The organism is Mesorhizobium sp. M0060 (assembly GCF_040323155.1).
Classification (GTDB): Bacteria; Pseudomonadota; Alphaproteobacteria; order Rhizobiales; family Rhizobiaceae; genus Mesorhizobium.
In genome coordinates, this window is the sequence record NZ_JAMYUP010000030.1 from 42,423 (window position 1) to 66,790 (window position 24,368).

At 59.9% G+C, this 24,368-nt stretch carries 24 protein-coding genes and 5 pseudogenes; 7 read left to right on the plus strand and 22 right to left on the minus strand.

Features of this window, described 5'->3' with window-relative positions; genetic code table 11:
• Window position 1 precedes the first annotated feature (1 nt).
• The 4 genes from NKJ94_RS24155 to NKJ94_RS24170 form a co-directional block, all read right to left on the minus strand.
• The gene (locus tag NKJ94_RS24155) at window positions 2–781 is read right to left on the minus strand and encodes an ABC transporter ATP-binding protein (RefSeq protein WP_352528520.1); all 780 of its coding nucleotides are present in this window, start codon (window positions 779–781) and stop codon (window positions 2–4) included.
• Between the two features lie 4 nt (window positions 782–785).
• Window positions 786–1,760, minus strand: a complete 975-nt coding sequence (locus tag NKJ94_RS24160) for a branched-chain amino acid ABC transporter permease (protein WP_352528522.1) — start codon at window positions 1,758–1,760, stop codon at window positions 786–788.
• 5 nt (window positions 1,761–1,765) lie between these two features.
• The gene (locus NKJ94_RS24165) at window positions 1,766–2,632 is read right to left on the minus strand and encodes a branched-chain amino acid ABC transporter permease (RefSeq protein WP_352458638.1); all 867 of its coding nucleotides are present in this window, start codon (window positions 2,630–2,632) and stop codon (window positions 1,766–1,768) included.
• A gap of 78 nt (window positions 2,633–2,710) precedes the next feature.
• Complete coding sequence (locus NKJ94_RS24170; protein ID WP_352528524.1) at window positions 2,711–3,913, minus strand: ABC transporter substrate-binding protein; 1,203 nt, start codon at window positions 3,911–3,913, stop codon at window positions 2,711–2,713.
• A gap of 679 nt (window positions 3,914–4,592) precedes the next feature.
• Here NKJ94_RS24170 and NKJ94_RS24175 point away from each other — a divergent pair.
• On the plus strand, window positions 4,593–4,853 hold the full coding sequence (locus NKJ94_RS24175; RefSeq protein ID WP_352528526.1) for a group II intron maturase-specific domain-containing protein: 261 nt from the start codon (window positions 4,593–4,595) through the stop codon (window positions 4,851–4,853).
• A 291-nt stretch (window positions 4,854–5,144) separates the two neighbouring features.
• Here the strand turns inward: NKJ94_RS24175 and NKJ94_RS24180 are convergent, their stop codons facing one another.
• Both NKJ94_RS24180 and NKJ94_RS24185 read right to left on the minus strand, forming a co-directional pair.
• On the minus strand, window positions 5,145–5,819 hold the full coding sequence (locus tag NKJ94_RS24180) for a protein-L-isoaspartate(D-aspartate) O-methyltransferase (RefSeq protein ID WP_352528528.1): 675 nt from the start codon (window positions 5,817–5,819) through the stop codon (window positions 5,145–5,147).
• 185 nt (window positions 5,820–6,004) lie between these two features.
• A pseudogene (locus tag NKJ94_RS24185) lies at window positions 6,005–6,173 on the minus strand (recombinase family protein); the annotation flags it as partial.
• 259 nt (window positions 6,174–6,432) lie between these two features.
• On the opposite strand from NKJ94_RS24185, the gene NKJ94_RS24190 reads away from it, so the two are divergent.
• Window positions 6,433–6,822, plus strand: coding sequence for an MbcA/ParS/Xre antitoxin family protein (locus tag NKJ94_RS24190; RefSeq protein ID WP_352528530.1), 390 nt, complete (start codon window positions 6,433–6,435; stop codon window positions 6,820–6,822).
• A pseudogene (locus NKJ94_RS24195) lies at window positions 6,819–7,338 on the plus strand (RES family NAD+ phosphorylase). Before NKJ94_RS24190 ends, NKJ94_RS24195 begins: the two are co-directional and overlap by 4 nt.
• A gap of 28 nt (window positions 7,339–7,366) precedes the next feature.
• Here the strand turns inward: NKJ94_RS24195 and NKJ94_RS24200 are convergent.
• From NKJ94_RS24200 to NKJ94_RS24215, 4 genes are all read right to left on the minus strand, one after another.
• Window positions 7,367–8,533 carry a tyrosine-type recombinase/integrase gene (locus tag NKJ94_RS24200; protein ID WP_352528533.1) on the minus strand — a complete coding sequence of 389 codons (1,167 nt, stop codon included), beginning with the start codon at window positions 8,531–8,533 and terminating at the stop codon, window positions 7,367–7,369.
• A complete protein-coding gene (locus tag NKJ94_RS24205; protein WP_352528535.1) occupies window positions 8,523–8,939 on the minus strand; it encodes a type II toxin-antitoxin system VapC family toxin in 417 nt (138 codons plus the stop codon). Before NKJ94_RS24205 ends, NKJ94_RS24200 begins: the two co-directional genes overlap by 11 nt.
• On the minus strand, window positions 8,939–9,181 hold the full coding sequence (locus tag NKJ94_RS24210; protein WP_352528537.1) for a type II toxin-antitoxin system Phd/YefM family antitoxin: 243 nt from the start codon (window positions 9,179–9,181) through the stop codon (window positions 8,939–8,941). Before NKJ94_RS24210 ends, NKJ94_RS24205 begins: the two co-directional genes overlap by 1 nt.
• Before the next feature lie 362 nt (window positions 9,182–9,543).
• A complete protein-coding gene (locus tag NKJ94_RS24215) occupies window positions 9,544–9,786 on the minus strand; it encodes a DUF982 domain-containing protein (protein WP_352528539.1) in 243 nt (80 codons plus the stop codon).
• 158 nt (window positions 9,787–9,944) lie between these two features.
• On the opposite strand from NKJ94_RS24215, the gene ligD reads away from it, so the two are divergent.
• Window positions 9,945–11,723 carry a DNA ligase D gene (ligD, locus tag NKJ94_RS24220; protein WP_352528541.1) on the plus strand — a complete coding sequence of 593 codons (1,779 nt, stop codon included), beginning with the start codon at window positions 9,945–9,947 and terminating at the stop codon, window positions 11,721–11,723.
• Between the two features lie 8 nt (window positions 11,724–11,731).
• Window positions 11,732–11,902, plus strand: a pseudogene (locus NKJ94_RS24225) (transposase); the annotation flags it as partial.
• Between the two features lie 19 nt (window positions 11,903–11,921).
• Here NKJ94_RS24225 and NKJ94_RS24230 read toward each other — a convergent pair.
• The 11 genes and pseudogenes from NKJ94_RS24230 to NKJ94_RS24280 form a co-directional block, all read right to left on the minus strand.
• The gene (locus NKJ94_RS24230; RefSeq protein WP_352528543.1) at window positions 11,922–12,392 is read right to left on the minus strand and encodes a GNAT family N-acetyltransferase; all 471 of its coding nucleotides are present in this window, start codon (window positions 12,390–12,392) and stop codon (window positions 11,922–11,924) included.
• Window positions 12,393–12,560: 168 nt separating this feature from the next.
• Window positions 12,561–12,890 (minus strand): YihY/virulence factor BrkB family protein, encoded by a 330-nt coding sequence (locus NKJ94_RS24235; protein ID WP_352528545.1) that lies wholly within the window; start codon window positions 12,888–12,890, stop codon window positions 12,561–12,563.
• A pseudogene (locus tag NKJ94_RS24240) lies at window positions 12,773–13,640 on the minus strand (IS110 family transposase). The gene NKJ94_RS24235 and the pseudogene NKJ94_RS24240 overlap by 118 nt, the downstream one beginning before the upstream one ends.
• A 72-nt stretch (window positions 13,641–13,712) precedes the next feature.
• Complete coding sequence (locus NKJ94_RS24245) at window positions 13,713–14,546, minus strand: ATP-dependent DNA ligase (RefSeq protein ID WP_352528547.1); 834 nt, start codon at window positions 14,544–14,546, stop codon at window positions 13,713–13,715.
• A 94-nt stretch (window positions 14,547–14,640) separates the two neighbouring features.
• A complete protein-coding gene (locus tag NKJ94_RS24250) occupies window positions 14,641–14,979 on the minus strand; it encodes a slr1659 superfamily regulator (RefSeq protein ID WP_352528549.1) in 339 nt (112 codons plus the stop codon).
• Between the two features lie 18 nt (window positions 14,980–14,997).
• Window positions 14,998–15,558: a slr1658 superfamily regulator gene (locus NKJ94_RS24255; RefSeq protein ID WP_352528551.1), complete on the minus strand. Its 561-nt coding sequence runs from the start codon at window positions 15,556–15,558 to the stop codon at window positions 14,998–15,000.
• 2 nt (window positions 15,559–15,560) lie between these two features.
• Window positions 15,561–17,927: a SpoIIE family protein phosphatase gene (locus NKJ94_RS24260; protein ID WP_352528553.1), complete on the minus strand. Its 2,367-nt coding sequence runs from the start codon at window positions 17,925–17,927 to the stop codon at window positions 15,561–15,563.
• On the minus strand, window positions 17,924–19,102 hold the full coding sequence (locus tag NKJ94_RS24265) for a methyltransferase domain-containing protein (protein ID WP_352528555.1): 1,179 nt from the start codon (window positions 19,100–19,102) through the stop codon (window positions 17,924–17,926). Before NKJ94_RS24265 ends, NKJ94_RS24260 begins: the two co-directional genes overlap by 4 nt.
• Window positions 19,099–19,620, minus strand: a complete 522-nt coding sequence (locus NKJ94_RS24270) for a ubiquinone biosynthesis methyltransferase UbiE (RefSeq protein WP_352528557.1) — start codon at window positions 19,618–19,620, stop codon at window positions 19,099–19,101. The genes NKJ94_RS24265 and NKJ94_RS24270 overlap by 4 nt, the downstream gene beginning before the upstream one ends.
• A gap of 177 nt (window positions 19,621–19,797) precedes the next feature.
• Window positions 19,798–21,447 (minus strand): putative bifunctional diguanylate cyclase/phosphodiesterase, encoded by a 1,650-nt coding sequence (locus tag NKJ94_RS24275; RefSeq protein WP_352528559.1) that lies wholly within the window; start codon window positions 21,445–21,447, stop codon window positions 19,798–19,800.
• Window positions 21,448–21,857: 410 nt separating this feature from the next.
• Window positions 21,858–22,994, minus strand: a complete 1,137-nt coding sequence (locus tag NKJ94_RS24280; protein ID WP_352528561.1) for a helix-turn-helix domain-containing protein — start codon at window positions 22,992–22,994, stop codon at window positions 21,858–21,860.
• A gap of 231 nt (window positions 22,995–23,225) precedes the next feature.
• Between NKJ94_RS24280 and NKJ94_RS24285 the strand changes: the two genes are divergently transcribed.
• Window positions 23,226–23,528 carry a hypothetical protein gene (locus NKJ94_RS24285; protein ID WP_352528563.1) on the plus strand — a complete coding sequence of 101 codons (303 nt, stop codon included), beginning with the start codon at window positions 23,226–23,228 and terminating at the stop codon, window positions 23,526–23,528.
• Window positions 23,529–23,579: 51 nt separating this feature from the next.
• Here the strand turns inward: NKJ94_RS24285 and NKJ94_RS24290 are convergent, their stop codons facing one another.
• Complete coding sequence (locus tag NKJ94_RS24290) at window positions 23,580–23,873, minus strand: hypothetical protein (RefSeq protein ID WP_352528565.1); 294 nt, start codon at window positions 23,871–23,873, stop codon at window positions 23,580–23,582.
• A gap of 134 nt (window positions 23,874–24,007) precedes the next feature.
• Between NKJ94_RS24290 and NKJ94_RS24295 the strand changes: the two are divergent.
• Window positions 24,008–24,302, plus strand: a pseudogene (locus NKJ94_RS24295) (integrase); the annotation flags it as partial.
• Window positions 24,303–24,368 lie beyond the last annotated feature (66 nt).

Consider the following 24,368-nt stretch of genomic DNA (forward strand, 5'->3'; position numbering starts at 1 on the left):
GCTAAAATCCGATCGTCTCGTCTTCGGCGCCGAGATAGGCTTCGATGACCTTTTCGTTCTCTTGAATTTCTTTCGGCGTTCCCTCGGCGATTTTGACGCCGAAGTTCAGGACGACGATACGGTCGGAAATGTTCATCACGGCGGGCATGTCGTGCTCGACGAGTAGCACGGTCACGCCGCGTTTGCGGACGCCGCGCACCATTTTCACCGCACGCACGGTTTCGTCGTGGTTCATGCCGGCAAAGGGTTCATCGAGCAGGAGCACGGTCGGGTTGGTGGCGAGGCCGATGGCAATCCCCAGCGCGCGCAGATGCCCGTGCGGCAGCGTGCTCGCGATCTCATGCCGTTGCGCGCCGAGATCGAGGAAGTCGATGATCTCGTCGGCGGATCGCCCGAATTCGGCCTCGTCGCGCCGCGCTGTAGTCGTGCCAAGATAGAAGCCGGCAAGGGTGGCATTGGAACGCAGGTGATGTGCGATGATGACGTTGTCGCGCACGGTCATGCCCTTGAAGATCGTCGTCTCCTGGAATGTGCGGACGACGCCCTTCCGGGCGACGATATGCGGCGCCAGGCCCGAAATCCGCTGTCCGCGAAACAGCACCTCGCCCGAGCTCGGACTGAGGAAAGAGGAAATCAGCTTGAACAGCGTCGATTTGCCGGCGCCGTTGGGACCGATCACGGAGAGGATTTCGCGTTCGCGGACGGCGAAGGAAACATTGTTGACCGCGACCAGCCCGCCGAAGCGTTTGGTCACTGCCTTGATCTGGAGAAGCTCGGTCATGGTCCTAGCCCTGCTTCTTGCCGAACAGCCGCAGGCTGAGCAGGCCGTTGGGAAGGAACAGCATCAGCGCGATCAGCACCGACGAGAAGATCAGCAACTGGAACTCGCCGGTCTCGAACAGGAAATCCCAGCCGAAATAGAGCACGAAGGTGCCGATCATCGGCCCGAAGACATAGCTGAGCCCGCCGAGGAAGCAGTTCAGCATGAAATTCACCGAGTCGGTGACGGTGAAGCTGGACGGATAGATCGACTGCGAGATGGCGACGAACATCGCGCCGCCGAGACCGCCGAGGAACGAGGAGATGGCGTAGGCGATGACGCGCAGATAGGCGATGTTGACGCCGATCGAGGAGGCCAGTTCCTCGTTCTGCTGCAGCGACTGGCAGAGCTTGCCGATGCGCGAATGGACAAGGCGGTAAAGCCCGGCAAAGCACAGCACCATCAGCACCACCGAGACGAGATAGAACGCCGGGCGTGGATTGGCGAGCGTCGCGAAATCGGGAAGGATGGTCAGGCCGAAGATCGAAATGCCGCCGGGGAGCGGAATGCTCACCATGCCCTTGGCGCCGTTGGTGATCGGCAGCGCCAGCGCCAGCAGCCGCGCTACTTCGGTCAAAACCAGCGTGACCATGGCGAAATAAACGCCGCGGAGCCTGAGGATGGGCAGTCCGATCAGCACGCTTGCAGCGGCGCAGAACAGCCCGGCCAGCGGCAGTGTCAGCCAGAACGACACACCGTACTGGACGACAAGGATGGCCGAAACATAGCCGCCCATAAGCGCGAAGGCACCCTGGCCGATATTGATGCGGCCGATGTAGAAGGTCACCCACACGCCGGCGCTGGCGATGCTGAGCAACGCGACCGAGGTCAGCGTATAGTAGAGGTCGAGCCGACCGGTCGCCTCGATCAGCCAGGGCACGCCGATGAGTACGACCAGCAGGAAGACAGCGACGGCGAAGATGTTGCGTGTACGCTTCATGTCCATCACCCCCACGGCTTGCCCATGAGCCCGTTCGGGCGGATGCTGAGGAAGACCATCAGCGCGGCGAAGATGACGAGATAGGTGACGTCGCCATAGTGGCGTAGCACCGTCAGGCCGACCGATTCCATCATGCCGAGGATGAAGCCGCCGGCGATCGCTCCGCTGACGACGCCGGCCCCACCGATCATCACCATCAAGAACGCCTTGATCGAGATCGGCCCGCCGATGCCCGAATTGACGCCGGTGATGGCGACCAGCAGCCCGCCGACTATGCCGGCAAGCATGGCGCCAAGCGCAAAGCCGATCATCGAATAGCGGTCGACCTCGACGCCCATAAGCTGCGCCGCGACCCGGTCCTGCGCCAGCGCTCGCATGGCGCGTCCCGGCTTGCTATACTGCATGAAAAGCACGAAGGATGCGATGAACAGTATGGCGAGAGCCCCGACGAGCAGCCGGTCATAAGGCATTATGAGGCTGTCGGAGACGAAGACGCCGTTGACGATCTTCGGCACGCCGCGCTGCTTTTCACCGAACAGGAGGAGGATCACGGCGTCGAGGAAGAATGCGACCGCCGCCGCGAGAAGCATCGTACTTTCCTCGCGCACGCTTCGCTTGATCACCGTTCTGAAAAGGAATTTCTCGACCAGCGCTCCAATGACCAGCAGCGTGATCCCGGACGCGACGAGCGCGACGACGAAAGGCATGCCGAGCTGGCCATAGACGGTGTAGGTGATGAAGCCGCCGAGAACGTACATCTGCCCATGGGCAAAGTTAAGCACGTTCATCAGCGCGAAGATCAGGGTCAGACCGAGCGCGATCAAGGCATATTGCGCACCTAGATAGAGCCCGTTGGCGATGACTTGTTCCATCAGGATGGTTCCCCGGCCATTCAGAGGCTCAAGACGAATGCACGAGCCTCTGCGGCAATCCGCTTCAGTGCAGTTGCGTCAATCGACCTGAGCGACGAAGAGCGTCTCGAACTTGCCGTCGCGGTATTCGGTGACCACCATCGGGACCGAAAGCTGACGCTTCTGGCCGAACGACGTCATTCCGACATAGGTCAGCTTGGCATCGCCCTTCAGATAGGGATTGGGCGCCGAGAAAGTGTCGATCGTCTTCTTGAACTCCTCGACATTGTCGATGGCGGCCGGGTTCGCCTTCAGCGTCTCGATGATGTATTCGAGCGCGTAGACCTTGGTGTTGGACTCGTCATTGTATTCGCCGAACATTTTCGTATAGCGGTCGACGAATTCCTTCATCGTGTCGGACGCGATTTCGGGCGTCGATGCGCCGCCGACTGAGATGAAGCCGTTGGCCAACTCGCCCGCGCCCTCTTCCAGCACCTTGGCATCCTGCGCCGTTTCGGTGGAGATCAGACCTTCGTAGCCGAGCTCGCGCGCGGCGCGGATCAGCAGCGGCGCATTGCCGGGCGCGACACCCGAAAGCACCAGCAGGTCCGGTTTTTGCAGAACGATCGGCGTCAGTACCGGTGTGAAATCGCGGGTATCGTTTTGGTAGACATCCGTTGCAGCCACAACCTCGAGCCCGAGCGCCTTTGCCGCGGCAACACCGCCATCCCGCTGGCTCAGCGGATCGGATTCGTTGGCGGCGACAAAGGCAACTTTCTTCACGCCCCTGTTTTCCATGAGATATTTGTAGATCGCCGGAGCCGACTGGTAGTTGGCGATCATGCCGAGCACGGCGTTGGACGCCGGCGGGCTGTAGAGTTCCTTCGGGAACGCGTAGGGAAAATAGATGATGCCCTTGGATTCAGCCACGGGACGCACCGCCGCCGCGCCGTCGTCGACATTCGGACCGACGACATAGTGGATGCCCTCCTGGGCCATCTTCTCCATGCCGGCGATCGCCCGCTTGGGGTCCTTCTGGTCGTCGAAGGTGACGATTTTGATGTCGTAGGTCTCGTCACCAATCTTCACACCGCCGGTTTCGTTGATCCAGGCGGCGCGCGTCTGCATCGAGCGGACGTTGGATGTGCCCCACGCAGCGGCCGCGCCACTCGTCACGCCGACAAAGCCGATTTTGAGTTCCTTGTTGGCGGCGTGCACCGCGATTGTACTGCCGGCCATGATTGCCAGCGCGGAGATGGCGCCGCGCGCCGCGGATGTGATTATTGAACGTCTGTTGATCATTGTTCTTTCCCCTTTGGAGGCCGCGCATTGTTGCGACAGAACTCGACCGATACGCGGACTCTTGTGAGTGAAGGCTCAAATCAATCATCTGTCAACAAAACTTTTTCAGATTGTTAACAATCTTGTGAGCAGTCGTAGATGAAGGACGTGACGATTCGAATCGGCCTCGAATTCGGGTAGCGCTGGCATTTGTTGGGGCGTATTCATTCGGCTGCCATTTCCCCCTACGGCTGGAAGCACAATGAACATCCCGATGCCGGGAACGTCGGCGGGAGGATAGGGGCGGGAGCGGGCTCCAGCTCTGCGGTTGGCTGCCAATCCGCTTCCGCCCTGGACACGTTCCCGGTGTTCGTGGCCGGAGTCTTCCTTGTCCATGCGCTCGGTCGTGAGAGCGGCCTCAGCGAATGGGGAGCTAGCTAGTCTCTATTTCTCAGCCGGGCTGGTTTATCTCTCGCCCTACGCAGCGGGGGTTCCCCTGGTTCGTTTCGCTCGTCTGGAATGTCGCATTCATTCGAATTGTGCTGCTTTTGCTTGCGTCACTCTGGCCCGAGCTATAGTGCCCGCACCGGCCATCACACGGCGAGATCCCCTTCCACCTATTCTCTGAAAGATCGACCGGAAAGGATCGTCAGCGGCCCGCTTGGCGCAACGGCCATAGAAGAAGAGCATCAGGCGCGCTGTGGAGAACATCGATGGGCTGACCGACCGAAAGGGTACATGGCAAGAGACCACATTGTTGGTAGCGAAGGTAAACCGGATGCTGCGCGGATGGGCGAACTACTTCTCGGTAGGAACCACCAGCAAGGCATACCGGGTACTCGACAGTTACACTGCAGTGCGGTTGCGGCGGTGGCTGCGTTCCAAGCACAAGACCAGACGATGCAAGGGCGGGCCAATCCAGACTCGCATCTTTACGAGCACTTCGGGCTCGTACGTCTGACCCGACTTGGACGTGGCGTGTCGTGGGTGAAGGCGTGAGTACTTGTCCGAGAGCCGGATGCGGGAGATCTGCAGGTCCGGTTCGATGAGCGGGTGTGGAAACGGAGCCAAGGTTGAACCAGTAAGGCACCGCCAGACGAAAGGGGCGGCAAACAGATATGTTCAACCTACCGCCACCCCGCCACACCTCCACTCTACCGTTTTTTCGCGTTCACCAAGGGCGAAGAAACGCGGAAGGCTGGCATCTGATTGACGGTCGGAAAAGCGCGGTCGCGCCAGTTGTCGCACCTCATTAGACCGTTTCGAGCCGGCTGAACCGAACCCGGATGAGTTTGCGAGTCTTCTGTTGCCCTGCCGAATCCTTGTCGATGACCGTCAGCAACTGCACATCTTCAGGTCCCACAGGCAGAACCAGGCGTCCCCCCGGCTTGAGCTGCTCAAGCAAGGCCGGCGGCGCCCGCCCAGCCGCGACGGTGACCAGGATCTTGTCGTATGGGGCGTGCTCGGGCCAGCCGCGCGACCCGTCTCCGACACGAATGCCGACATTGGATAGACCGAGGCCCTGCAGCAGAGCCTCGGCATGGGTTGCGAATTCCTCGATGATTTCGACGCTCCAAACTTGCCCGGCGAGCTCCGCGAGAATTGCGGTTTGATAGCCCAGGCCGGTCCCGATCTCGAGCACCGCCTCGTGCGGTTGCAGCGCGAGGAGATCGGTCATGAGAGCGACGATGAAAGGCTGCGAAACGGTTTTATCGAAGCCGATCGGCAGCGGCATGTCCTGGTAGGCATAAGGTGCAACCGAGGCTGGCACAAAGAGATGCCGCGGCACTCGCCGCATCGCTGCCATCACCCGCTCATCGAGCGCCGCCTTGCCGAGTTCTTCGCTTGCAAGGTCGGTATGGATTGCAATCATCTCGACCATGTGCCTGCGTAGGACCGCGAGGTGCTCTTCGTTCATTGGCTTCATGACGGTGGGGCTTCCTCAACCAGCTTGCTGCCAGAGAGCCTTATATCCTGTTCGTCACGCTAGCGCCCGCCATCATTTCCATTACGGGTGCCCAGGGCAAGCGTGGGTGACAGTCTTGGCAGGCTATCGCCGGCGGCGACTCTTGAGATTCTGGGCGCCATATCGCCATAGCGGTGTGTCCCATATGCGGCTATCTCGCGCATCAGCTTCGCCAGCACCGGCCGGGACCGCGAGGCGCAGGAGCCGTGCTCCTGATGGACCAAGCGGCAGCCGGCCGCCTTTGAGTTCGTCGACTTGGGCGGTCGCCTGGTTCTCGGTCGAGACGCGGCCGCCAATGAGGCGGATCAGGGGGATTTATAGCGCGGCGATCTGGGAGAGACCTCATCCTGATCGCCGCGCCGCAGGGATTTGCGATTGTGCGCGCATTCGGTCGTCTTGGGAAGGTTTTTAGGGCGTTTGTACACACAAGGAATGTGCCAGAAAACGAACGTATGAAGGCGTCTGGTGAGGCCTCAACGACGTCCCGTCAGGCAACCGAGGCTTGTAGTCCGTCGCACAATGCCATGTCTTGTGCACAAGAAACGTGTTTCTGAATATGGCATTGGAGACAAGGATGACCCAAGCGTTGAAAGTTCCAGTTCAGAACGAAGCGTTGGTGCTGTCCTATATGGATCGGGCTGGGAAGATCGCTATCGCCCAGGTTGCGGACGGATTCGGTATGTCCAAAGGTCAGCTTGCCGAAACGGCGGGTCTTGCGCGGGAAACCGTCTATAGGGTTGAGCGTAGCCATGCTGCAAAGACGCAAGGTCGCCTTCGCGAAATGCTTGAGATCATCAGCAGGGTGACCGACTGGGCTGGAGGCAAGGAGCAGGCGATGGCCTGGTACCCGGCGCAGCCGATACCGGCATTCGGCGGGCGGACGGCGGAAGCTCTGGTTAAGGAAGGCAAGGCCAGCGCGGTTCGCGACTACCTGGATCATGTCGCCGTTGGTGGCTTTGCTTGAGATTTGCCGGAATTTGCTACCGCGCCCATGATCCGCGTTGGTCCTTCCAGCCGATCTCAGGCGACGGAGCGGCTATTCGGGGTGCCAGATTCAACCCGAAAGGTGTGCCTACGCTTTATCTGGCGCTCGACGTCATGACGGCCGTGAAGGAGGCCAATCAGGGTTTTGCACATCGCATTGATCCGTGCGTGCTCTGCTCATACGAGATCGATTGCGATGACATTATCAATCTGAGGACGGCGCAAGGCCAGGCCGACGCCGGGATCCGGTTCGAAGATATGGCTTGTGGCTGGATGGATTTTCTCGCCGATGGCAAACGGCCGCCGTCATGGAGCATTTATGACCGCCTCGTTGCTGAAGGCAAGTTCGGCATTCTCGTGCCCAGCTTCGCGCCAGGTGCCGACACATCCGATCAGAACCTCGTGCTGTGGAGCTGGGGCGAGGTGCTTCCGCATCAAGTCAGGGTGATCTATCCCGGACGTCGGGCTGCCTCGGAACCAACTGTGCTGGAGCTGACGCCGCAAGGGTCGGATCGATCTGCGACTTAGACGATTATCCGCGCCGCCCGCCCGAGCGTGCATTCCGCGTCATTGTAGTAGTTCGAGGCCTGCTGCACAGAGCGATGCTGCGACTGCTGCATGGCTTCGGGCAACGGAATGCCGCGGCGTGCAGTTTCGGTGAGATAGCCGGAGCGCAGGCCGTGGGCGGAGAAGGCTTGCGGATCGAACCCGGCCTCGGCGATGCGGCGCTTCAGGATCAGATTGACGGCCTGCGGCGTCAGGGCGCGCGCTTCGAGATTGCCCCAGCGGTCGATGCCGCGAAACACGGCGCCTTCAGTGACGCCGGCGCGCTCGAGCCACGCTCGCAGCACCGTCACCGGCCGGCCGACGAGCAGCACGAAAGCGTCGCCATCGGCCTGTGTCGCCTTGGTCCGGCCGAGCCGGATCTTTAAGCAGGGAATTTTTTGCCCCTCTGAATCCTTGGGATTCGCGGGCACCGGCTCTTCTTCGATGAGCTGTTCGACGCGGAGGTCAGAAACCTCGCTGCGGCGGCGACCGCCCGAGGCGAAGGCGGTGATGAGCAGCGCGCGATCGCGCATGTCGACGAGGCGGTCGCCGGCGCAGGCTTTCAGGAGGGCGGCCAAAATATCGGCGGTCACCGCCTTTTTGCTCTTGCGGCCGCGCGGGCGGGCGCTGGCGCGCACCGCCAGCTTTATCGCGCTCTGCAGGCCCGGGGCTGAAAAATTTCCGCGCAAACCGCGCCATTTGGTCAGCGTCGACCAGCTCGACAGACGCCGGCGCACGGTGGCGGCCGCGTGCGGTCCGTCGCTGCGCAAAAGCCCTTGCGCCTTCAGCGCGGCCGTCACCTCCTCGGGCATACCGTGGGCCGGGTCGGCCTCGCGCCGGGAAGAATCCCACAGGTGGTGGGCGATGAATTTGATCAAAAGCGCTTCCGGCGCCGGCCAGGGCAGCGGAGAACCAGTGGCGGCAAAAGACCATGCCTCGAGATAGCCAAGGTCGGAGGCCAGCGCGCGGAGAGAGTTTGCGCCAATGTCTTCCTTGGCCAGATGGCGCAGCGTTGCGACGTCGTCGGTCAGGAGATCGGACAGAAAATCGCGGCGGTCGAAGGGCAGCACCGAATCCAATGCGTCGAGCGCCTCGGCGCGTCGAACACCATTGCCAGGTGGCCGAGCGACGAGGTCAGTTGCCATTGGCGAGCGGTCCGAAAATGCGGACTCCCTTGCCGCGCGCGGCAACGGCGAGCTTGCGATCGAGGGTCGCCAGCGGCAACTCGGTTTCGATTACCAGCGCAAGGTAGGCGGCGTCATAGGCACTGAGACCGTGCGCGGCCGCTAGCGCCAGCACCGCGCCGTCCGACCCGCCGCCGGCGTCCTCCAGCGGCAATCGGCGCAGCCGTGCCATGGCGGTGGCCGCTTCGCCTGCGGCGATGCGGCTACGCCGCTCGGCCATCAGCACGACACTGCGCGCCTCGTGCCAGAACAGCGACGGCACCGGCGATCGCCCCGTCAGGCCGGCAACCAGGGTCTCGGCGACCGCGCTGTGCTCCTCCGGCAGCAGCCAGGCCGCGGCTATGGACGCGTCCAGGACGAGACGCATCAGTAACGGTGGCCTTCATGCTTCCAGGCCAGAATTTCCTCGGTGGTGACAGGTTTCGCGCGGGCCCGCGCGGCGCGGACCTCTTCGATCAAGGCGCCCAGATCCTGGTTTTGGGGAAGGCGGGACAGCTTGGCAATGGGATCGTTGCCGCGCGAAATGATCACCTCCTCACCGGCCTCGACCTTAGCGAGCAGTTCCGAAAGGTGGGTTTTGGCCTCGCCAATTTTCACCGTGATGGTCATTGTTTTGTCCTCGTACGAGCTTGCTGTGCTGTAGCGCGCTATGCGACTCGCGTCGCCCTGAGCCCAGCCATGCACGATAAACGCGATTCTGCGCCACGATAGCGCCGATTCCGCAGATTGGTCAAGTCTTGGTCTGATCGCTATCGATAAGCGGTCATTATCGATAGCGAGAATGCTAGAGAAAATCCCCTGCAAGTCAGCTTAAATGCCGGATAGCTTGACTATCGCTGAAGGCGCAGCGGTAGTCGGGCAAGTCAATGGTCCTCGCTTGCCAGTTCTACGACCGCCGCCTCGCTGCAGAGCCGACGATGCTCTTTGTTAGGTTCGTGCCCGACCAAGAGTAGGGCTTTCGGTCGCAGATGCTAAGGAGGCACTAGGTTTCCCTCTTCCTTGGCCGCTTCGAGAAACGCCCTGCGGACCACTTCGGGTTTCACCTCATCGATCATGGCATCCATGCAGAGCTGCACTGCGCGGTGCCACTTGGGGCCACGCTTGGTCCACTGCAACAGTTGCTCGGCGGCTCCCTCGACATTGTTGCACTGATAAGCAATGCCAGGACGGGTGGTCCTTACGGATACCGGCGGAGAGAACCAATGGAGCGACATTCGTACATAAGCGACGGCTTAACTAAGAGTTCCCTCAACCACGCCCGGTTTCGAGCAAGGATCGGGTAAACCGGCTCGGGGCCCTACTCCTCCGGCCAGCCCTGTTGCGGAACCTATTCACTGGCCGCAAGGTTTGGGTGGAAGGTCAGGAGTGTGCCATGAGTTCCAAAGCTGGGGATGGCCAGCTCTCTTTCATTGAGTTCCAGTCGCCCACGCTGGTCGAGAATGCGCCCGAGGGCGGCGAATGGCTTCACGAGATCAAATACGACGGCTACCGCACCGAGCTGATCATTGAGGGCGGTAAAGCGCGGGCCTTCACGCGTCGTGGCTACGACTGGTCGCATCGATACCGACGAATTGTTCAAGCGGCGGCGGGCTTGCCGGTGAAGGCGGCGATCATCGACGGGGAGGCTGTCGTTCTCGGCGATAGCGGCCTGCCGGATTACCAAGCCTTGGAACGGGAGTTGGGCAATCCAGACTCGGCGAGGCTCATCTTCTATGCGTTCGACCTGCTGCACCTCAACGGGCGCGATCTACGACAGCAGCCGCTGGTGAGGCGCAAGGCAGCCCTAGAGAAGCTGCTTAAGAACTCAGCGCCGACACTGACCTATGCCGAGCATCTGGAGGTGAGCGGCACGGACGTGTTTGAACATGCCTGCCGAATGGGCTTGGAGGGGATTGTGTCCAAGCGCACCGATGCCACGTACCGCTCGGGTATCCAGACGAGTTGGCTCAAAGTGAAGTGCATCAAGAGCGACACCTTCCCCATTGTCGCTTTCGTGGAAAAGCTCGGCGCTCACCCGCGCCGGATCGCATCGCTCTACATCGGCCGCCGCGAGGGCGACCGACTGCTCTATGCCGGGAAGGCTCGCAGCGGCTACACCTTGAGCGCTGCGCAACTGGTTCGAGAGCGGCTTGACCCGCTGATCATCAGCAAGTCACCCCTGTCAGAGCCCATCGTGAAGCCGAAGGCGACATGGGTCAGACCAGACGTGCTGGCCGAGGTGCAATTCAGCGGCCTAACAGATCGCGGCGTGCTGCGTGAAGCCGTGTTCAAGGGTCTGCGAGAAGACCTCGTGGCGATCCCGGCCAAGCCTCCTGCGCCGTCAAAGCGACGTGGGCCAGCCCGGGAACATGGCGTTCCCAGCGAGAACATCCTGCAACTGCTGCCCGACGCGGTCTCGCCGTCCAAAGAAGAGCTTGCGCGCTATTGGCAGAGGGTTGCCGATCAGGCACTCGTCCATCTCGGCCACCGACCGCTGAAGCTGGTCCGCCATGCTCTCGGCGCAACCTTCTACCACAAGGGCGCGCTGCCGAAGATCCCGCCAGCAGTGCATCAGTTGCGCCTTCAGAAGCGCGAGGGTGGCGAAGGTGTGCGCGTGTGGGTGGACGACCTTGCCGGCCTGCTAGGGCTGGTCGAGATGGATGCTGTAGAGCTGCATCCCTGGAACGCCACCGTTGACGACATCGAGCATGCCGACCGCATCGTTCTGGACCTCGACCCGGGTGAGGGGGTAGAGTGGGATGAGGTCATCCGGACCGCGCTAGCGCTCCGCGACATCATGGAACCAGAAGGCCTAGAGAGCTGGCCGAAGGTGACGGGCGGCAAGGGAATTCACCTGATGGCCCCACTTGAGACGAAGATCACGCACGACAATGCCCGGCTCCTTGCCCGGTCGTTCGCCAAGCGCCTCGCTGACGCTTATCCAGACCGTTATCTGCTGTCCGCCGCGCCGGCAGCCCGAAAGGGCCGCATCTTCATTGATTACCTCCGCAATGGGCGCGGCAACACGGCGGTCGGCGCCTTCTCCCCACGAGCGCGACCTGGCTTCCCAATCGCTCATCCCGTGACCTGGAGCCAGGTTGAGGCAGCCATCCGTCCAGATGCCTTCACCATCGACCGTCCGTTCAGGGCAGCCGCCAGAAAGGCAGCGTGAGCATCACCCGGCGCTGGAAAAACTGCTTCTCACCGTTCCTCTACCGCGAGCGCAACGCCATCGAGCGCATGTTCAGGCGCCTCAAGGATTTCCGCCGCATCGCCACTCGGTACGATCGGTCGGCGACGAACTTCCTTGCCGCCGTCTGCCTCGCAGCTACCGTCAGCTACTGGCTATGAGTGCGAGCCCGCCGATCATTCACAACGCCTTCCTCATCCGCAACAGTGGCACGCCCGCTCCGCCTCTGTTGTCGACGACTTCTTCAACCGCCACAAAGCCGCAGGCCCGATAGAGCGGTTCGCCGGCCCTCGTTGCCATAAGCTCGACACTTGTGAAGCCCTCGCGGCGGGCGGCGTCCTCGCACAGCATGAGGATTAGGCGCCCCACGCCTCGGCGGATGAAGCTGGGATGCGTATACATGGCGCGCACGCGCGCAGCGTCTTTCGTCGGGTCAAGCAGCGCTGCATCGCGCCCCGGAGAACGGTCGCCGCCGTAGAGGGTTGCGCGCCGACTCCATCCGCCGCAACCGCTTGAGCAGAACATGACCTCGTCGAGGCTGGCGAGGATTTCGGCATCGGCGACGGCGGTTTTGCATTGCTTCTGGATGGTGAAATCGCCAGTCACCTGGGCAAGCCGGGCGACCAGCGCCTTGAGCCGTTGCTGGGCCACGCGTCGATGTGGAGTCCTCGAGGGCAGCACGGCAGTGCAGCAGCGAATTAGAGGCGGCGGCCCTACAAGACCTCGCATCGCTCGAGAATTTATTGGAAAGATGGCGGCCATCTAGCGCCGCCATTGGCGCCAAGCGAAGTTGCGCGGAAAGGCAAAGTGATCGGCGAGCTACGCGTTGCGCTCGTCCAAACGCGACTGCTGGTCGGCGGCATCGGCCGATCCGCCCAGCGTGTCGGCGACCGTGGCACCTCGCGCACCCATCGGCTGCTGCGCACCTGTGGTGGTGTCCATCGCTGTCTGATGCTCCATCTCGGAATTCAGCTCCGCACCTACAACCAGGATAACCACGGAGATCCAGGTCCACATCATCAAGCCGATGACTACCCCAAGGGCTCCATACGTCGCGTTGTAGTTGGCGAAGTTTTCAAGATAATAGGAGAATCTATCGAGACTGCGATCCAGACCACAGCCGCGAGGAAGGCGCCCCATGACGCCCATTTCCACTTTGCCCTTTCACGGCTGGGCCCGTAGCGGTAAATCAGCGTGATCCCGACGCCGACCATGAGCAACTCGATGCGATCAAGCTCGCGGCTGATCTGCGCCATGAGCGCTGGCGGCAGTGGACGCCATCTCCGGTAATGAGCGCGTCGAGGCATTTGCGTCGATCGCCTTTCAACGGTTCGTATCCGGACACACCTTGGCTGAACAAAAGGCCCTTTATCCTGTTGACGTGCCTGATCCGCTCGTCCGTCAGCGCCTTCCGCTCCCGCACCAACCGGCGACGGTCTTCCTCCTCCGGCGTTGGCACTCGCAACATCGCGCAAACCCGAGGCTCGCCGCGGTTGTAGGCCAACAACGCTCGAACCAGTGCTTCCCCATCAATCCTGTCGGTCTTGGCCCGCCGGCGGCGACGCGATGTGGCAATGGATGCCGGGTCGACGACATAACTCTCGATGCCTTCGCGTTCGAGGACCCGATGTATCCAAAATCCCATCCAGACCAGCTTCCTGGATTGATATGACCCGGAAGCTCTGCCCTGTCCGCACTTCCGCCTTTCGTTGCAGCTCTGCGAAGTGATCGAGCAAACCCGGAATGTCGCCCCGACACGAGGTGTCTCGACATTCTCTCGCCCCCACCTGGCGAACGCGAAGTCACGAGCCATTTTGAACGAGACAGTTCTAACGAGACAAATATTGCGGCAAGATCGACGCGGATAGCGGCCGGGGCTTTGGTGGTGTTGGCTTGCATGCTGACCTCCAGGTGATGTTTGGCGACTTCACTCTGGCAGAGCGCTGGTCGCCTTCCATCCCCATAGGATCTTCACAGAAGCTGTCGTCGATGCTCAGAATCGGCTTCCTCGAAATATTTGGCCTTCAGCCATGTTTTCGATTGCCCGCTCCCGTAGCGGCTATCGGCGCGCTTCGAGATGATGCCCTCCAGCCCTATCTTCTCGATGGCGCGGAAGATCGCTAGCGCATCGCCCTCGAAATGCTCGCTGTACTGGATCTTGCCGACGCCAGGCTCAACCAGTTGCCACAGCACCTGTTTGCGCTGCAGCAGGGGCAAGGGGGCAAGATTGCGACCGTCGAGATGGAGGATGTCGAACGCGACGAATACTAGCCGGCTCGGCTCGTTCCAGATCGCGGCTTCCAGCGCAGAGAAATCGGGAGCGCCCCGCTCGTCGGTTACAATGACCTCGCCGTCGAGAATGGCAGCCCGGCATGGCAGCTCGACAGCCAGCGCGATGGGCCAGTATTTCGTGGTCCAGTTACGGCCGTTCTTGCTGTACAGACGCACGCCGCCTTTATCGATGATGATCTGCGTTCGGTAGCCGTCAAGGTTGACCTCGTGAACCCATCCCTCATCTTCGGGCGGCTCCGTGACCCGAGTCGGGATCTGCGGCGGAATGAACTCCAGCTGGCCGCCGTTCACCTTGACACGCTTACTCAATGACGCCACCTTTGGTCGCGCGGCGGCTGATCGGCACAGGCAGCCCGACTCCCCCCAACTTGGACGTCTGCCGCCTGTGCCGAGCCCCCGCCGAGCCATTGCGAGCATCTGCGCACGAGGCCGGATTGTCGTTAGCTTGGCATCCAAATACTTATCCTGGCGTACATATTCGCTGTAGGCGCCGCGCTCCTGCACCGTTCTCACTATCGGTGCGGGGCTCCCGCATCGTCCCCGGCTGACCTATACTATCTCGGGTTGCCGCAAGCCCACGCAGTCCCCTGCAAATTTCGGGACCTGGTTAGTCCATCAAAAGCACCAGAGCGGGATGCAGTTTCTTCAGATTCGGCAATGATTTCGATTGCCAGGGTATGTCGGGCGTTCCACGCACGACGAGTCGAACATCGGGATGTTTGCGCACTTCGATGGTAAATTTCGCCAGCAGGTTGATGCCAGAAGAGTTGAGAAAGTGAAGGTCCTTCAAATTGAGCGTAATGGAAGAGGGATTTGAGGCAAGAACACTGGTCGCCAAAGCCGTGATGGGCGCACTGGCCTCGGAGCTGGCAAGCCGCATTGCACCGTCGAAAAAAATCTCGCTTCCTTCAATCCACACGCGGTAGTCGTCTGTCCTGATTTCCATAGCCTGGCTTCGTTTCCTCTAATCGTGAATTTGCGAGATCGGAATGGAGGCATATGTCTCCAGGCAAATCCGATGGCTTTCGTCCGCGGAGCTGAATATCCAAGCCAGGCGTGCGCCATAGTCGCTCATCAACGTCAGCAATCCGAGTCCGGAGCCTGCCACGTCGGGGTTGGCAGCATTCGCTTCAATTCGCTGTATCAGCAGGTCTCTGGGGTCGCCAACCGTGATGTCCGCTAGGAGACTTTGGAACTCAGACGCGCTTTCACCATCGACGTCATTCGACACCTTGAGCTTGAAGCACTGCGCATCCATCGACGCCTCGATCACGATCTCACCCGGTGCGCGAAACTTGACGGCATTTTCGATGAGCTCGTTGACCAGATATCCAATGCTGTGCCGCACTTCCATGTAGTCATTGCGGGACGACTGAAAGCGCAACGCGAAAAGATCGGCGATGAAGTCCGAGGTCGTAGCACAATGACGCCAACTCAAGTCGAGAGGTCCGTCGAACAGCCGCACGCGACTGCCACTCTCCTTCATTCCGATTGCAATATCAGGGGTACCGAACAGCGCTGTCATTCCTATGTGTGCCTTATGATCACGAGGGTGATGTCGTCGTGGATCTTCTGGATTCCGATATGGCTCATCAGATCCTCGATGATCCCGGTTTTGATTTCCTCGGCGCTCCTGCCATGACGTTTTCGCGCGCTCTGGCACAGGCGCTCGAACCCGAACAGTCTTCTGTCTTGGTCTTCCGCCTCGGTCACACCGTCGGTGTGCAGCACGATCACGTCGCCACTCCCGAACAGGATGTCACGCGTGGCAATGAACTGCGAGATGTCATTCTCCAGACCAACCGGCAGACCCAGATCAAGCGTATCGATGCGTTCGACTTCCCCATCCGCACGCACGACGAGAACGTCCTCATGCTGGCCGGATAGCGTCACCCGCTCATCCTCAAAGTCAAGAAAGGCCAGCGAGAGATGCTTATCGGTGTTCGTCCGCTGTATGTTCTTGTAGATCGCTCTGTTCAGCCGATCCAGAAACTGGTGCGGATCCCTTTCGTTGGTTTCCTGCAGCGCGCGTGCAACGGATTGCACCATTAGCATCAGCACGCCGCTCTCGAGACCATGACCGGTCACGTCGCCGATGCCGATCTTGACCCGTGGCCCGTTCTGGAGGACATCGTAGTAGTCACCGCCGACCTCGTCGGCCGGCCGCATGTAGGCTGCGATCTCCAGCCCCGGAATCGCTTCGAGTTCGAATGGTTTCGGCAGGACCATCATCTGGATCTGCCTGGCAACTGCGAGCTCGGCACCGAGGCGGACGTTCTCGTCCCTCAACTTTTCGTTGAGCGCGGATATCTCCTGATTTGCGTCCCCGAGCTCTCTGGTTCGGTCGTCGACGAGTTGCTCGAGATTTTCCGTGTGAAAGCTGATCTGCTCAGCCATCCGGTTGAAAGCGATCCCTGCCGCTCCAACCTCGTCGCGCGTCGGAATGCTCACGCGGACTGAATAATCTTTGGACTGGAGCCGTTGGGCGGCGCTGGCAAGCGCCCTGAGGCCCGCAGTGATCCTCTTCGAAATTCCGAGCACGGCCGCAAAAACAATCAGAAGCGAAACGACGATCGCACCGATCTGAAAAAGCAGGATACGATTGGTTGCGCGAGAAATACTCTCCTGCGCGGCGAACAGGGACGCATAGATCTCCCGTTCGGGAACGACGATCCCGACCGACATCGTTTCGGACTTGATCGGTCCCGAACTCCACAGATTGGTCGGCTTCAATCGCTTGAGGACAACGATGTAGGGTACGCGTTCGCCCTTGTTGTCGAGCATGATATGCTGAATGACACCGTCATTGTTCTGGTCGAGAGGTAGTGACGCGATAGCCGGCTGCGTACTTCCCCGCAGGGACCTCTCCAGGCCCGTGACGCCCTGCGTGCCCGCATCGCTTGATGAAGTCAGGCCGATGATCGTCTGGCCCGACGGATTGATCGCGACCACGTTGCCAGTCGACATCGTGAGGAAGCCAAACCCGGTTTCAGCGATCTTCACACGTTCGACCACTTCCGCAAGCTGATCGAGAGTGATGTCTGCCCCCGCCGTACCGGCGATACCGCTGCGATCGCGCGTCCACAGCGGATGGAAAAAGCTGACGATCAGCTTTCCCGTGATTGCATCGGTGTAAGGCGCTGTTTGTGTAATATCGTCAGGGACCGGACGTGAGGCTGGATCCCTGGCCCATTGCTGCCATGAACCATAGATTCCCGGAAAGAAGAACTCCCAGAATTCCGCCTTGTTGTGGCCTGGATAGAGTCGGTCGAAGGTCTGTGCCTGGTCCGTATACGGTACCGTTCTGAAGATCGGCCGTTCTTTCGGACCAATATAGTACATCTGCAGTTTGGACGACCCGTTGGCCATGAGAGTCGGCGCGACGAGATCGATGACGGTACTGTTTTCTATTTCCTGCTGAACGCTCGGCAGCGGACTGTGGTCGGCACCCAACAGGTAGCCCCAGACGCTTACGACGGAAGGCGCGCCCGGCAGATTCTGCGCCCAATCGCCCTGCGCGTCGTAGACGACCTTCACCGAGCCGGGCGCCTCATGCGAAAGCGTCGCTCCGACCTGTTGCTGCCTCCCCGGATCGTCGATCTGGGCCTGCAGCACGCCGGTCAGCGCCTTGACGTCCCCATGAACCCGATCGAGCAGCAGGTCGACGCTCAACGCCGTCGACTCGGCATAGGAACGAATGTATTCCTCGTTTGCGGTCGTCAGGCCCTCACCGACTTCCGATGTGGCGTCGCGCGACAGCTTTTGAACGTTCCAAAGCGCCAGACCACCGCTCAGCAGGAGGTCGAACAGTACGGCGCCGCCAACGACCAATACGAATTTCGCTCGAAAGGAGCGCAGGCCGAAGCGCGGTGCAGGCGCATTGTCGGCTTTCATTGCGGCCGTCTCCCGGATGCGACCCAGATCGGCCAACCCGCATAACCCTTGGGGTGGAGCGCAGCGAAAATGTGGTCCAGGAAGCCCTGCCGGAACCGTGCTACGAACTCCGGACAGTCGCCGCGTTTGCTCGCCATCTCGCCCGCATAGATATCCGCCCAGGCCGCGATGACATCGGCGAAATCCTGCGGATCGCCGTCGAGGTTAGTGACCATGAAGGTCTCGACACGGATGTCTTCGAATCCGGCTTCGATCAGGTATCTCCGGCTCTTGGGCCCAAGCTCGACGTCCATCTCGAAATGCCCGAATAGCTTTGCCACCTCGTTGTAGGTCCAACGAATGCTTTCGGCGCGCGGCTCGCCGAGGCAATGCGAATTCTTCTCGTTGGTGATGTAGACCCTCCCGCCTGGCTTGCATATGCGGTAGAGCTCCTTGAGGATTAGTGCAGGTCGATTGAAGATTTGAAGGGAATGTCGGCAGGTCACCAAGTCGAACTGCGCTTCGTCGAGCAGCATTTCCGACGCATCGCCATAGGTATATTCGATGCCCCGGATATCGAACTCCCGCATCACCCGTCGAGCATAGTCCAGGCTTGATATGGAGTGGTCGAGGGCGACGATCCGCGATGGCTGGAACTCCTTCTGCACGAGCACAGCGAAATCACCGATCCCGCAACAGATGTCGGCCATGACGATCCCGGGCCTCATGCCGTGTCGCGGCAAGATTGCGCGCTCGTGGCGCCAGGTCATCTTTGTTTGTGAGCGCAGGATCGGTACGAACCCGCCTTCCTCGAGGAAGCGCTGCCCTGGATAAAATTCGCTGTCATACTCCTCGACCGTGATGTTCGGTTCGATTTGGCTCAAGCGACCGAATTTTCGCGAGGTCCATCCGACGACGCTTGACGTGATGACGACGAATTTGAGATCGGGTCGAGCGCGACAGGCGTCAATGATGATCCTCGAAAAGGTGTGAAACGCAGCGTTGTTCATCTGCGTCAGGCGTCTGACATTGACGTAGAGAACGCCGCGCACACGGTCGATCGCATCGCGAAGCAATGCTATGCTGGGCCCAAGCTCATCGATCGCCTGAGGCCGGACCACCCCCGATATGGAGAACTCCTGATTGTTCGCGTCGTATTGCGCCTTGAAGCGTGGGAGAAGGTCGTAAGGGCTCAATTTTGCAGGCCTTCAAGCGGAAGATCCACGACAAGCTTGATTGCTTCACCATCGGCTTCCTCGACCCTGAGTGTCGCGTTGTAGTCGACAGCCAGTTCCAAGAGTACGATTTCCCGGCTGGGCGCGAGATCCCCAGACACAGAATTAAGGTATCGCTCCCTGGCCTCGAACCCTGCGACTTGCGACACGGCTTCTTCGTAGAACTGGCGCTCTTCTGGCAGGCAAGGAAACGTCAACTCGATCCTGTCCGTGGCGCCGTGGCGAGACACCCTGCATGCCAGTTCGCCGTCGGCATGGCGCGTACGAAAGGCGACTTCCAGCAATTCGTTGAAGGCAGAGGAAAAGAGATTTGAATGCCGGACCGAGTCTGACCTGTTTTGACTGATCATCCGGGCCATGTATGTCGAGACATAATCGCAGTGTCTCCAAGCGGAGACGAAAGCTTTGATTTCCATGTCGATCTGGATCATGGGCTCAAAAGTCGGCCCGCCAGCCAGATCATGATGAACAGGTCCCATCGGCATCCTCCCTTGTTCTATCAGTATTGACCCCTGGTGGCGCGATGACCTCCGAGGCGGAAAATTTCACCGCGCTCCGTTATGACTCAGTCTCTCACCGACTCCAAAAATTGCGCGGTATCTGCCTCGATCGTTTCTACAAATCTCCACTTCGCCGTTAACAAAGGGTGCAAGGCGCTAGACCGCCCGATTTGATTCCTCCATCGCTCGTACCACCCTCAGCGGGGACCGCCTGATGAAATCGCTGGTTGCCTCGGCTCCGAGCGGGCGTCCCAGGAAATTCCCTTGCAGGCAATCGCAATTCTCCTTGATCAGCCACCGTGCCTGTGCCGACGTCTCGACCCCCTCGGCGGTGACGCTTATTCCCAGGCCGTGCGCCAGACTCAGGATCGATCGCACGATGGTCTGGCTTTTGAGATCGGTCTCCAGGTCCGCGATGAAGTACCGATCGATCTTCAAGGTGTCGAAGGGAAAGTTCTTAAGGTAGCTCAACGATGAATAGTATGTTCCAAAATCGTCTAGCGATATTCGTATCCCCAAGACGTTCAGAGTATTTAACGTGTCGATATTGTCGATCGTCTTCTCAAGAAGGACCGTCTCGGTTATCTCGAGTTCAAGTCGGTCGGACCGGATTCCAACTGAGTCGATGATCTGAGCAACCGTATCCGTCAGCGAACCGCTAAGGAACTGAGCCGGCGACAGGTTCACTGCGACCGTCAGCGAGGAAGGCCACGTCAATGCCTGGCGACAGGCTTCCTCGAGCACCCATCGTCCAATCTCGTCCATCAGACCGTCGGCTTCGGCGATCGGTATGAAAACGCTGGGAGGAATGATTCCGATCTCGGGGTGTCGCCACCGTAGTAGCGCTTCGAAACCGATCACCGACGAGGGAGGCCGATTGAGCGGTTGATACTCCAGATAAAGTTCGCCCCGCTCCAGCGCGGTTCGAAGGCTTCGCCTCAGATTCTCGCGTTGCTCGAGCAAGAGCAGCATCGAACGGTTGAATGTTCGAGCGCAGCCGCGTCCATCTGTCTTGGCTGCGTAAAGAGCAATGTCAGCGGCTTTCATCAGCTGCTCGCCATCCGTCCCGTGCTCCGGGCCGAAGGCAATTCCGATACTCGAGCCGACGAAGATGGGGATGCCGTTGATGACGAACGGCTCCTTGAACGCGTCGACTAGCGATCCGGCGAGGCGCTCAGCCTCTGCTGGCTGCGCCTTTCCCAATTGGATGACAGCGAACTCATCGCCGGCATACCGATACGCGGATTCTCCGTCCTGCAGCGCGTCGCGGATACGACCCGCTGCGAGCTGAAGAAGCGTATCACCTGCTCCATGGCCGAGCGTGTCGTTGACCGCTTTGAAATCGTCAAGGTCGATTTGCAACAGGGCGGCTTTAGGCTTTGGTCCGCCCAGGGCCGCCAGTGCTTGCTGCAGCCGCTCGCCAAATTGCCGCCGATTCTGCAGTCCGGTCAGCACGTCGTGCGTCGCCTGATGGAGCAGAATTACATGCTCTTGCTCCTCCGCAGCGCTCCGCCCGCCGTGCTCCCTTGATTCGATGATTCCCACACCATTTGCAGTGGCGAAGACAAAAACGGACCGGGGCGCTTCGCCTGATGATGGCGGCAAGTCGATGCGCGCCGGAGAGCCGCCCTGGAACACACGAAGAAAATCGTCGCGATACCTCGCATCGAGAAAGCTCGGATAGATCTCCCAGATGGCGGCGCCCAGCGCCACCGCGCCTCCGTACACACCCTTGAGCCTGGTTGCGTAGTGCGTCAGGCGGAAGTCGCGGTCATAGATCGACAAAAGTTCGGTCGTGTTCGCCAAAACGTCTGCGAGAACCCCATCGCCGGCACGTGGAGCATCGCTCGAGGAAGGCCCCTCACTCTCCGTGCCTGATGCCTGTGGGCGCAAGAGCCACCTCCATAGGCGGTGCAAATTCGCGCCCCCAGTTTAGAAATAGCATAACTGTCAACCTTAGCAAACTTTCAAATCGCAGTTTTAACAAGCGCCGCATGCAGCGTAGTTGCAATGTATGCTCCGCCGTGATTGGCGGCAAATTATCGGCAACGACGAACAGTCACAGTTCATTAATAAATCGCGAATTGGCGGGAATGAGCTATGTGATTGATGGCGCGGTGGACGCGACACGAAGATATTGTGCGGCGTGGCCTTCCCCGCCCCGGCAAGCCTGTTTTGAGCCCGCCCCATCAGCATCGCCGATCCTGTACTCAGCTTCAGAGCGCTTTGAGCCAACCTTCAAAGGAAGAGGCTTTCTCCTGTCCGGCAAGCGAAACAGAGTTGGCGGGGCGCGGCAACACCACAGTGCTGCGGCCTTCGCGGGGGCTGTAACCGAATTCCTTGCTGAATGCCCGGCTGAAATTAGCCGCTGAACTAAACCCAAAGGCTTCAGCAATTTCAACAATGCGGCGGCTGTCCGCCGGATCGCTTAGCGCAACATGGGCTGCCAGAAGGCGGCGACTTTGTATGTAATGGAGAACACCACCGCTTGGTTCGAACAACTGATAGAGACGAGAGCGCGAGACGCCGAGCGCCCGGCACATTGAATCCGGTGTCAAATGAGCCGCATCCAGATTGTGGTGGACGTATCGACGCGCTCGCTCCATTAGCGCGACACTCGTCAATTGTTCGGCGGCCGCAGCCTGTTCCGCCGGAGGCGCGACGCAGGCAATGATCATACTGCGTGTTGCGTGCACGATGCGGGGCAGATCGTCAGCCGTGAGGCTGCGCAGTCTTGCTTCGATGCTGTTGACATAGTCGAGCAAGAGGTTGGCAAAGTTGCCGGACAGAATTGAATTGTTCTTGGCGTCCAGGGTTGCCGCCGCATCGGCGAACAAATCGCGCGGCAAATAGAGAAAGAGACCTTCGGAGTCCGTTGTCCTCCCGCGAAACGGGTAGCCAAGCGATCTGATCTCCAATTTGCCCGGCTGGTTCTCCGCTACGCGGCGATCGACCTCCGTCCACGACCGGCCAGTACGTGGCAAGGCGATATACCAGTGATCGATCGAGCTGGACCGAAGCTTCGCGGCAGAACGCATATAACTATGTGCCGGTGCGCGCTGTTGAACGATCAGCATGCCGCCGAGGTTCCAAGCCGTGTGGTCGGCGGGAAAGCCATCGTCGAGCGATTTGTGATCCGGCAACCTGACCTCGACGAGCGGTGCCATGTGCGCCTGCCAAGCGCCGAATTGATCCTCTGGCGCCAGTTCGAGCGTTGAAAAGGGCAAAGGTTCGAGCGCCGGCGCAAGTGACGGGGCACCCTCATTGTAAGGTTGATCTTCGCGCGGCCAACGACGTCGATCACGCTCCAGCGCCTGCCTCGCAAGCGCCTCCTCTTGCCTTTTAGCATCCATCGCGTGGTGTCATATCCGATTCGGGTATGCCCATGCCCCTCTCAATCATGTGGTGTACCTCAGGCATCTGGCAAGACTGGCCGACTCGAGGCGACTGAAATGGCGCTCACGCTGGATTACAGTCAGAAATGCATGCCGAGATAAGTTTCTGGATGCGAAGCTAACGACACTCTTCAACCTGGTGCGTATAGAATCGGGCATCGGGAAAGCATAGTTGAGGGGACCGCTGAAATGAACACAAAGCTCAACAGCGAAGGTCGTCGCAAGATAATTCTTGATGGGTACGGTAACAACGAACCGTTGAAAGACATTGCGGCAAAAATCGGATGCTCACTGGGGAGTTTGAAGGTCGCGGCCAGTAAACTCGGTTGCACTCGAACTCCAAAAGAGGCGGCGGAATTTCGGCGCGGATTTCACGTCCCGGAACACAAGTGGCAAGACTACCGCCAACTTATGATTTCTGGGCAGTATAAAGCCCGCGAGTGCGCGTTGATTTTGGGACTCTTAACAGAGCAATCATCAGGCCGCAGGTAAACTGATTACAATCCACTGTGGACGATATTATGACTTAAGCATTCCATCGCGTCAGCGGTTCATCAGTAAAAAGCCCGCCGCAAAGCACGGACGGCGGGCCCTGAAAGGTTCGCCCAGATGCTGCGTCGGCGTTTCAATCGCACCTGCCTGAGCCCTCACGATCTGGCTATTTGCGGACGCGTGTTCGATCAGGTCTGCGCGGATGAGAATCTCGACCCTTTGGACCCCGATGCCGAAACCTTGGCGGTGATGGTTGTGGCCATTTTTCGAAATGTTCACACCAGCGAGCGCGAACTGCTGGAGGCGGTCAGGTCTCGTCGGCAAAAGGCTGCGGGAAGCGGGCATTGGTACATGTCGCCCAAAAGTGCGCAGCGATTTTAGTGCAACGAGATGGATAAAAGCAATAAACTAAGGCGCGTCGCATGAATCCCACGAGTGTTCACGGCGGTTCCAATCCCACTCCCTCCACTGGTTGAGATTTGCTTCGGGTGCAGGAGCGACGAGCTTGGAATGCAGGCAAGAAGGTTGGCGCGAAACGAGCGCTGAGGCCTCGGCAGATATGGGCCATCCGGTTCTTCCTTGATCGAGGATGGAGCGTTGTTCGATCTCGCGATCGACAGCAACTTGCGCGGCTGCGACCTCGTTAAGATTAAGATCGGCAGCCTGGTTGTTGGGCCGGAAATTCGAACGCGTGCGATCGTGATCCAGCAAAAGACCGGACGACCTGTTCAATCGAACGTAAGCGTCACGAGCACCGCACGACTGTCCTTGCTTGACAGAGGCAGGATTCAGATGCGGGCCGCTTTGACCCGCTTGGGCATGAAGTACGAGCGGATGGCG

Coding starts and splice junctions, on each gene's coding strand:
- NKJ94_RS24290 (WP_352528565.1), bottom strand. CDS start 23,873: ATGCCCGCTTCCCGCAGCCTTTTGCCGACGAGACCTGACCGCCTCCAG.
- NKJ94_RS24165 (WP_352458638.1), bottom strand. CDS start 2,632: ATGGAACAAGTCATCGCCAACGGGCTCTATCTAGGTGCGCAATATGCC.
- NKJ94_RS24155 (WP_352528520.1), bottom strand. CDS start 781: ATGACCGAGCTTCTCCAGATCAAGGCAGTGACCAAACGCTTCGGCGGG.
- NKJ94_RS24170 (WP_352528524.1), bottom strand. CDS start 3,913: ATGATCAACAGACGTTCAATAATCACATCCGCGGCGCGCGGCGCCATC.
- NKJ94_RS24205 (WP_352528535.1), bottom strand. CDS start 8,939: ATGCGTCTCGTCCTGGACGCGTCCATAGCCGCGGCCTGGCTGCTGCCG.
- NKJ94_RS24210 (WP_352528537.1), bottom strand. CDS start 9,181: ATGACCATCACGGTGAAAATTGGCGAGGCCAAAACCCACCTTTCGGAA.
- NKJ94_RS24255 (WP_352528551.1), bottom strand. CDS start 15,558: ATGACAGCGCTGTTCGGTACCCCTGATATTGCAATCGGAATGAAGGAG.
- NKJ94_RS24200 (WP_352528533.1), bottom strand. CDS start 8,533: ATGGCAACTGACCTCGTCGCTCGGCCACCTGGCAATGGTGTTCGACGC.
- NKJ94_RS24250 (WP_352528549.1), bottom strand. CDS start 14,979: ATGGAAATCAGGACAGACGACTACCGCGTGTGGATTGAAGGAAGCGAG.
- NKJ94_RS24270 (WP_352528557.1), bottom strand. CDS start 19,620: ATGGGACCTGTTCATCATGATCTGGCTGGCGGGCCGACTTTTGAGCCC.
- NKJ94_RS24235 (WP_352528545.1), bottom strand. CDS start 12,890: ATGGGCGTCATGGGGCGCCTTCCTCGCGGCTGTGGTCTGGATCGCAGT.
- NKJ94_RS24160 (WP_352528522.1), bottom strand. CDS start 1,760: ATGAAGCGTACACGCAACATCTTCGCCGTCGCTGTCTTCCTGCTGGTC.
- NKJ94_RS24280 (WP_352528561.1), bottom strand. CDS start 22,994: ATGGATGCTAAAAGGCAAGAGGAGGCGCTTGCGAGGCAGGCGCTGGAG.
- ligD (WP_352528541.1), top strand. CDS start 9,945: ATGAGTTCCAAAGCTGGGGATGGCCAGCTCTCTTTCATTGAGTTCCAG.
- NKJ94_RS24285 (WP_352528563.1), top strand. CDS start 23,226: ATGAACACAAAGCTCAACAGCGAAGGTCGTCGCAAGATAATTCTTGAT.
- NKJ94_RS24180 (WP_352528528.1), bottom strand. CDS start 5,819: ATGAAGCCAATGAACGAAGAGCACCTCGCGGTCCTACGCAGGCACATG.
- NKJ94_RS24190 (WP_352528530.1), top strand. CDS start 6,433: ATGACCCAAGCGTTGAAAGTTCCAGTTCAGAACGAAGCGTTGGTGCTG.
- NKJ94_RS24215 (WP_352528539.1), bottom strand. CDS start 9,786: ATGTCGCTCCATTGGTTCTCTCCGCCGGTATCCGTAAGGACCACCCGT.
- NKJ94_RS24260 (WP_352528553.1), bottom strand. CDS start 17,927: ATGAAAGCCGACAATGCGCCTGCACCGCGCTTCGGCCTGCGCTCCTTT.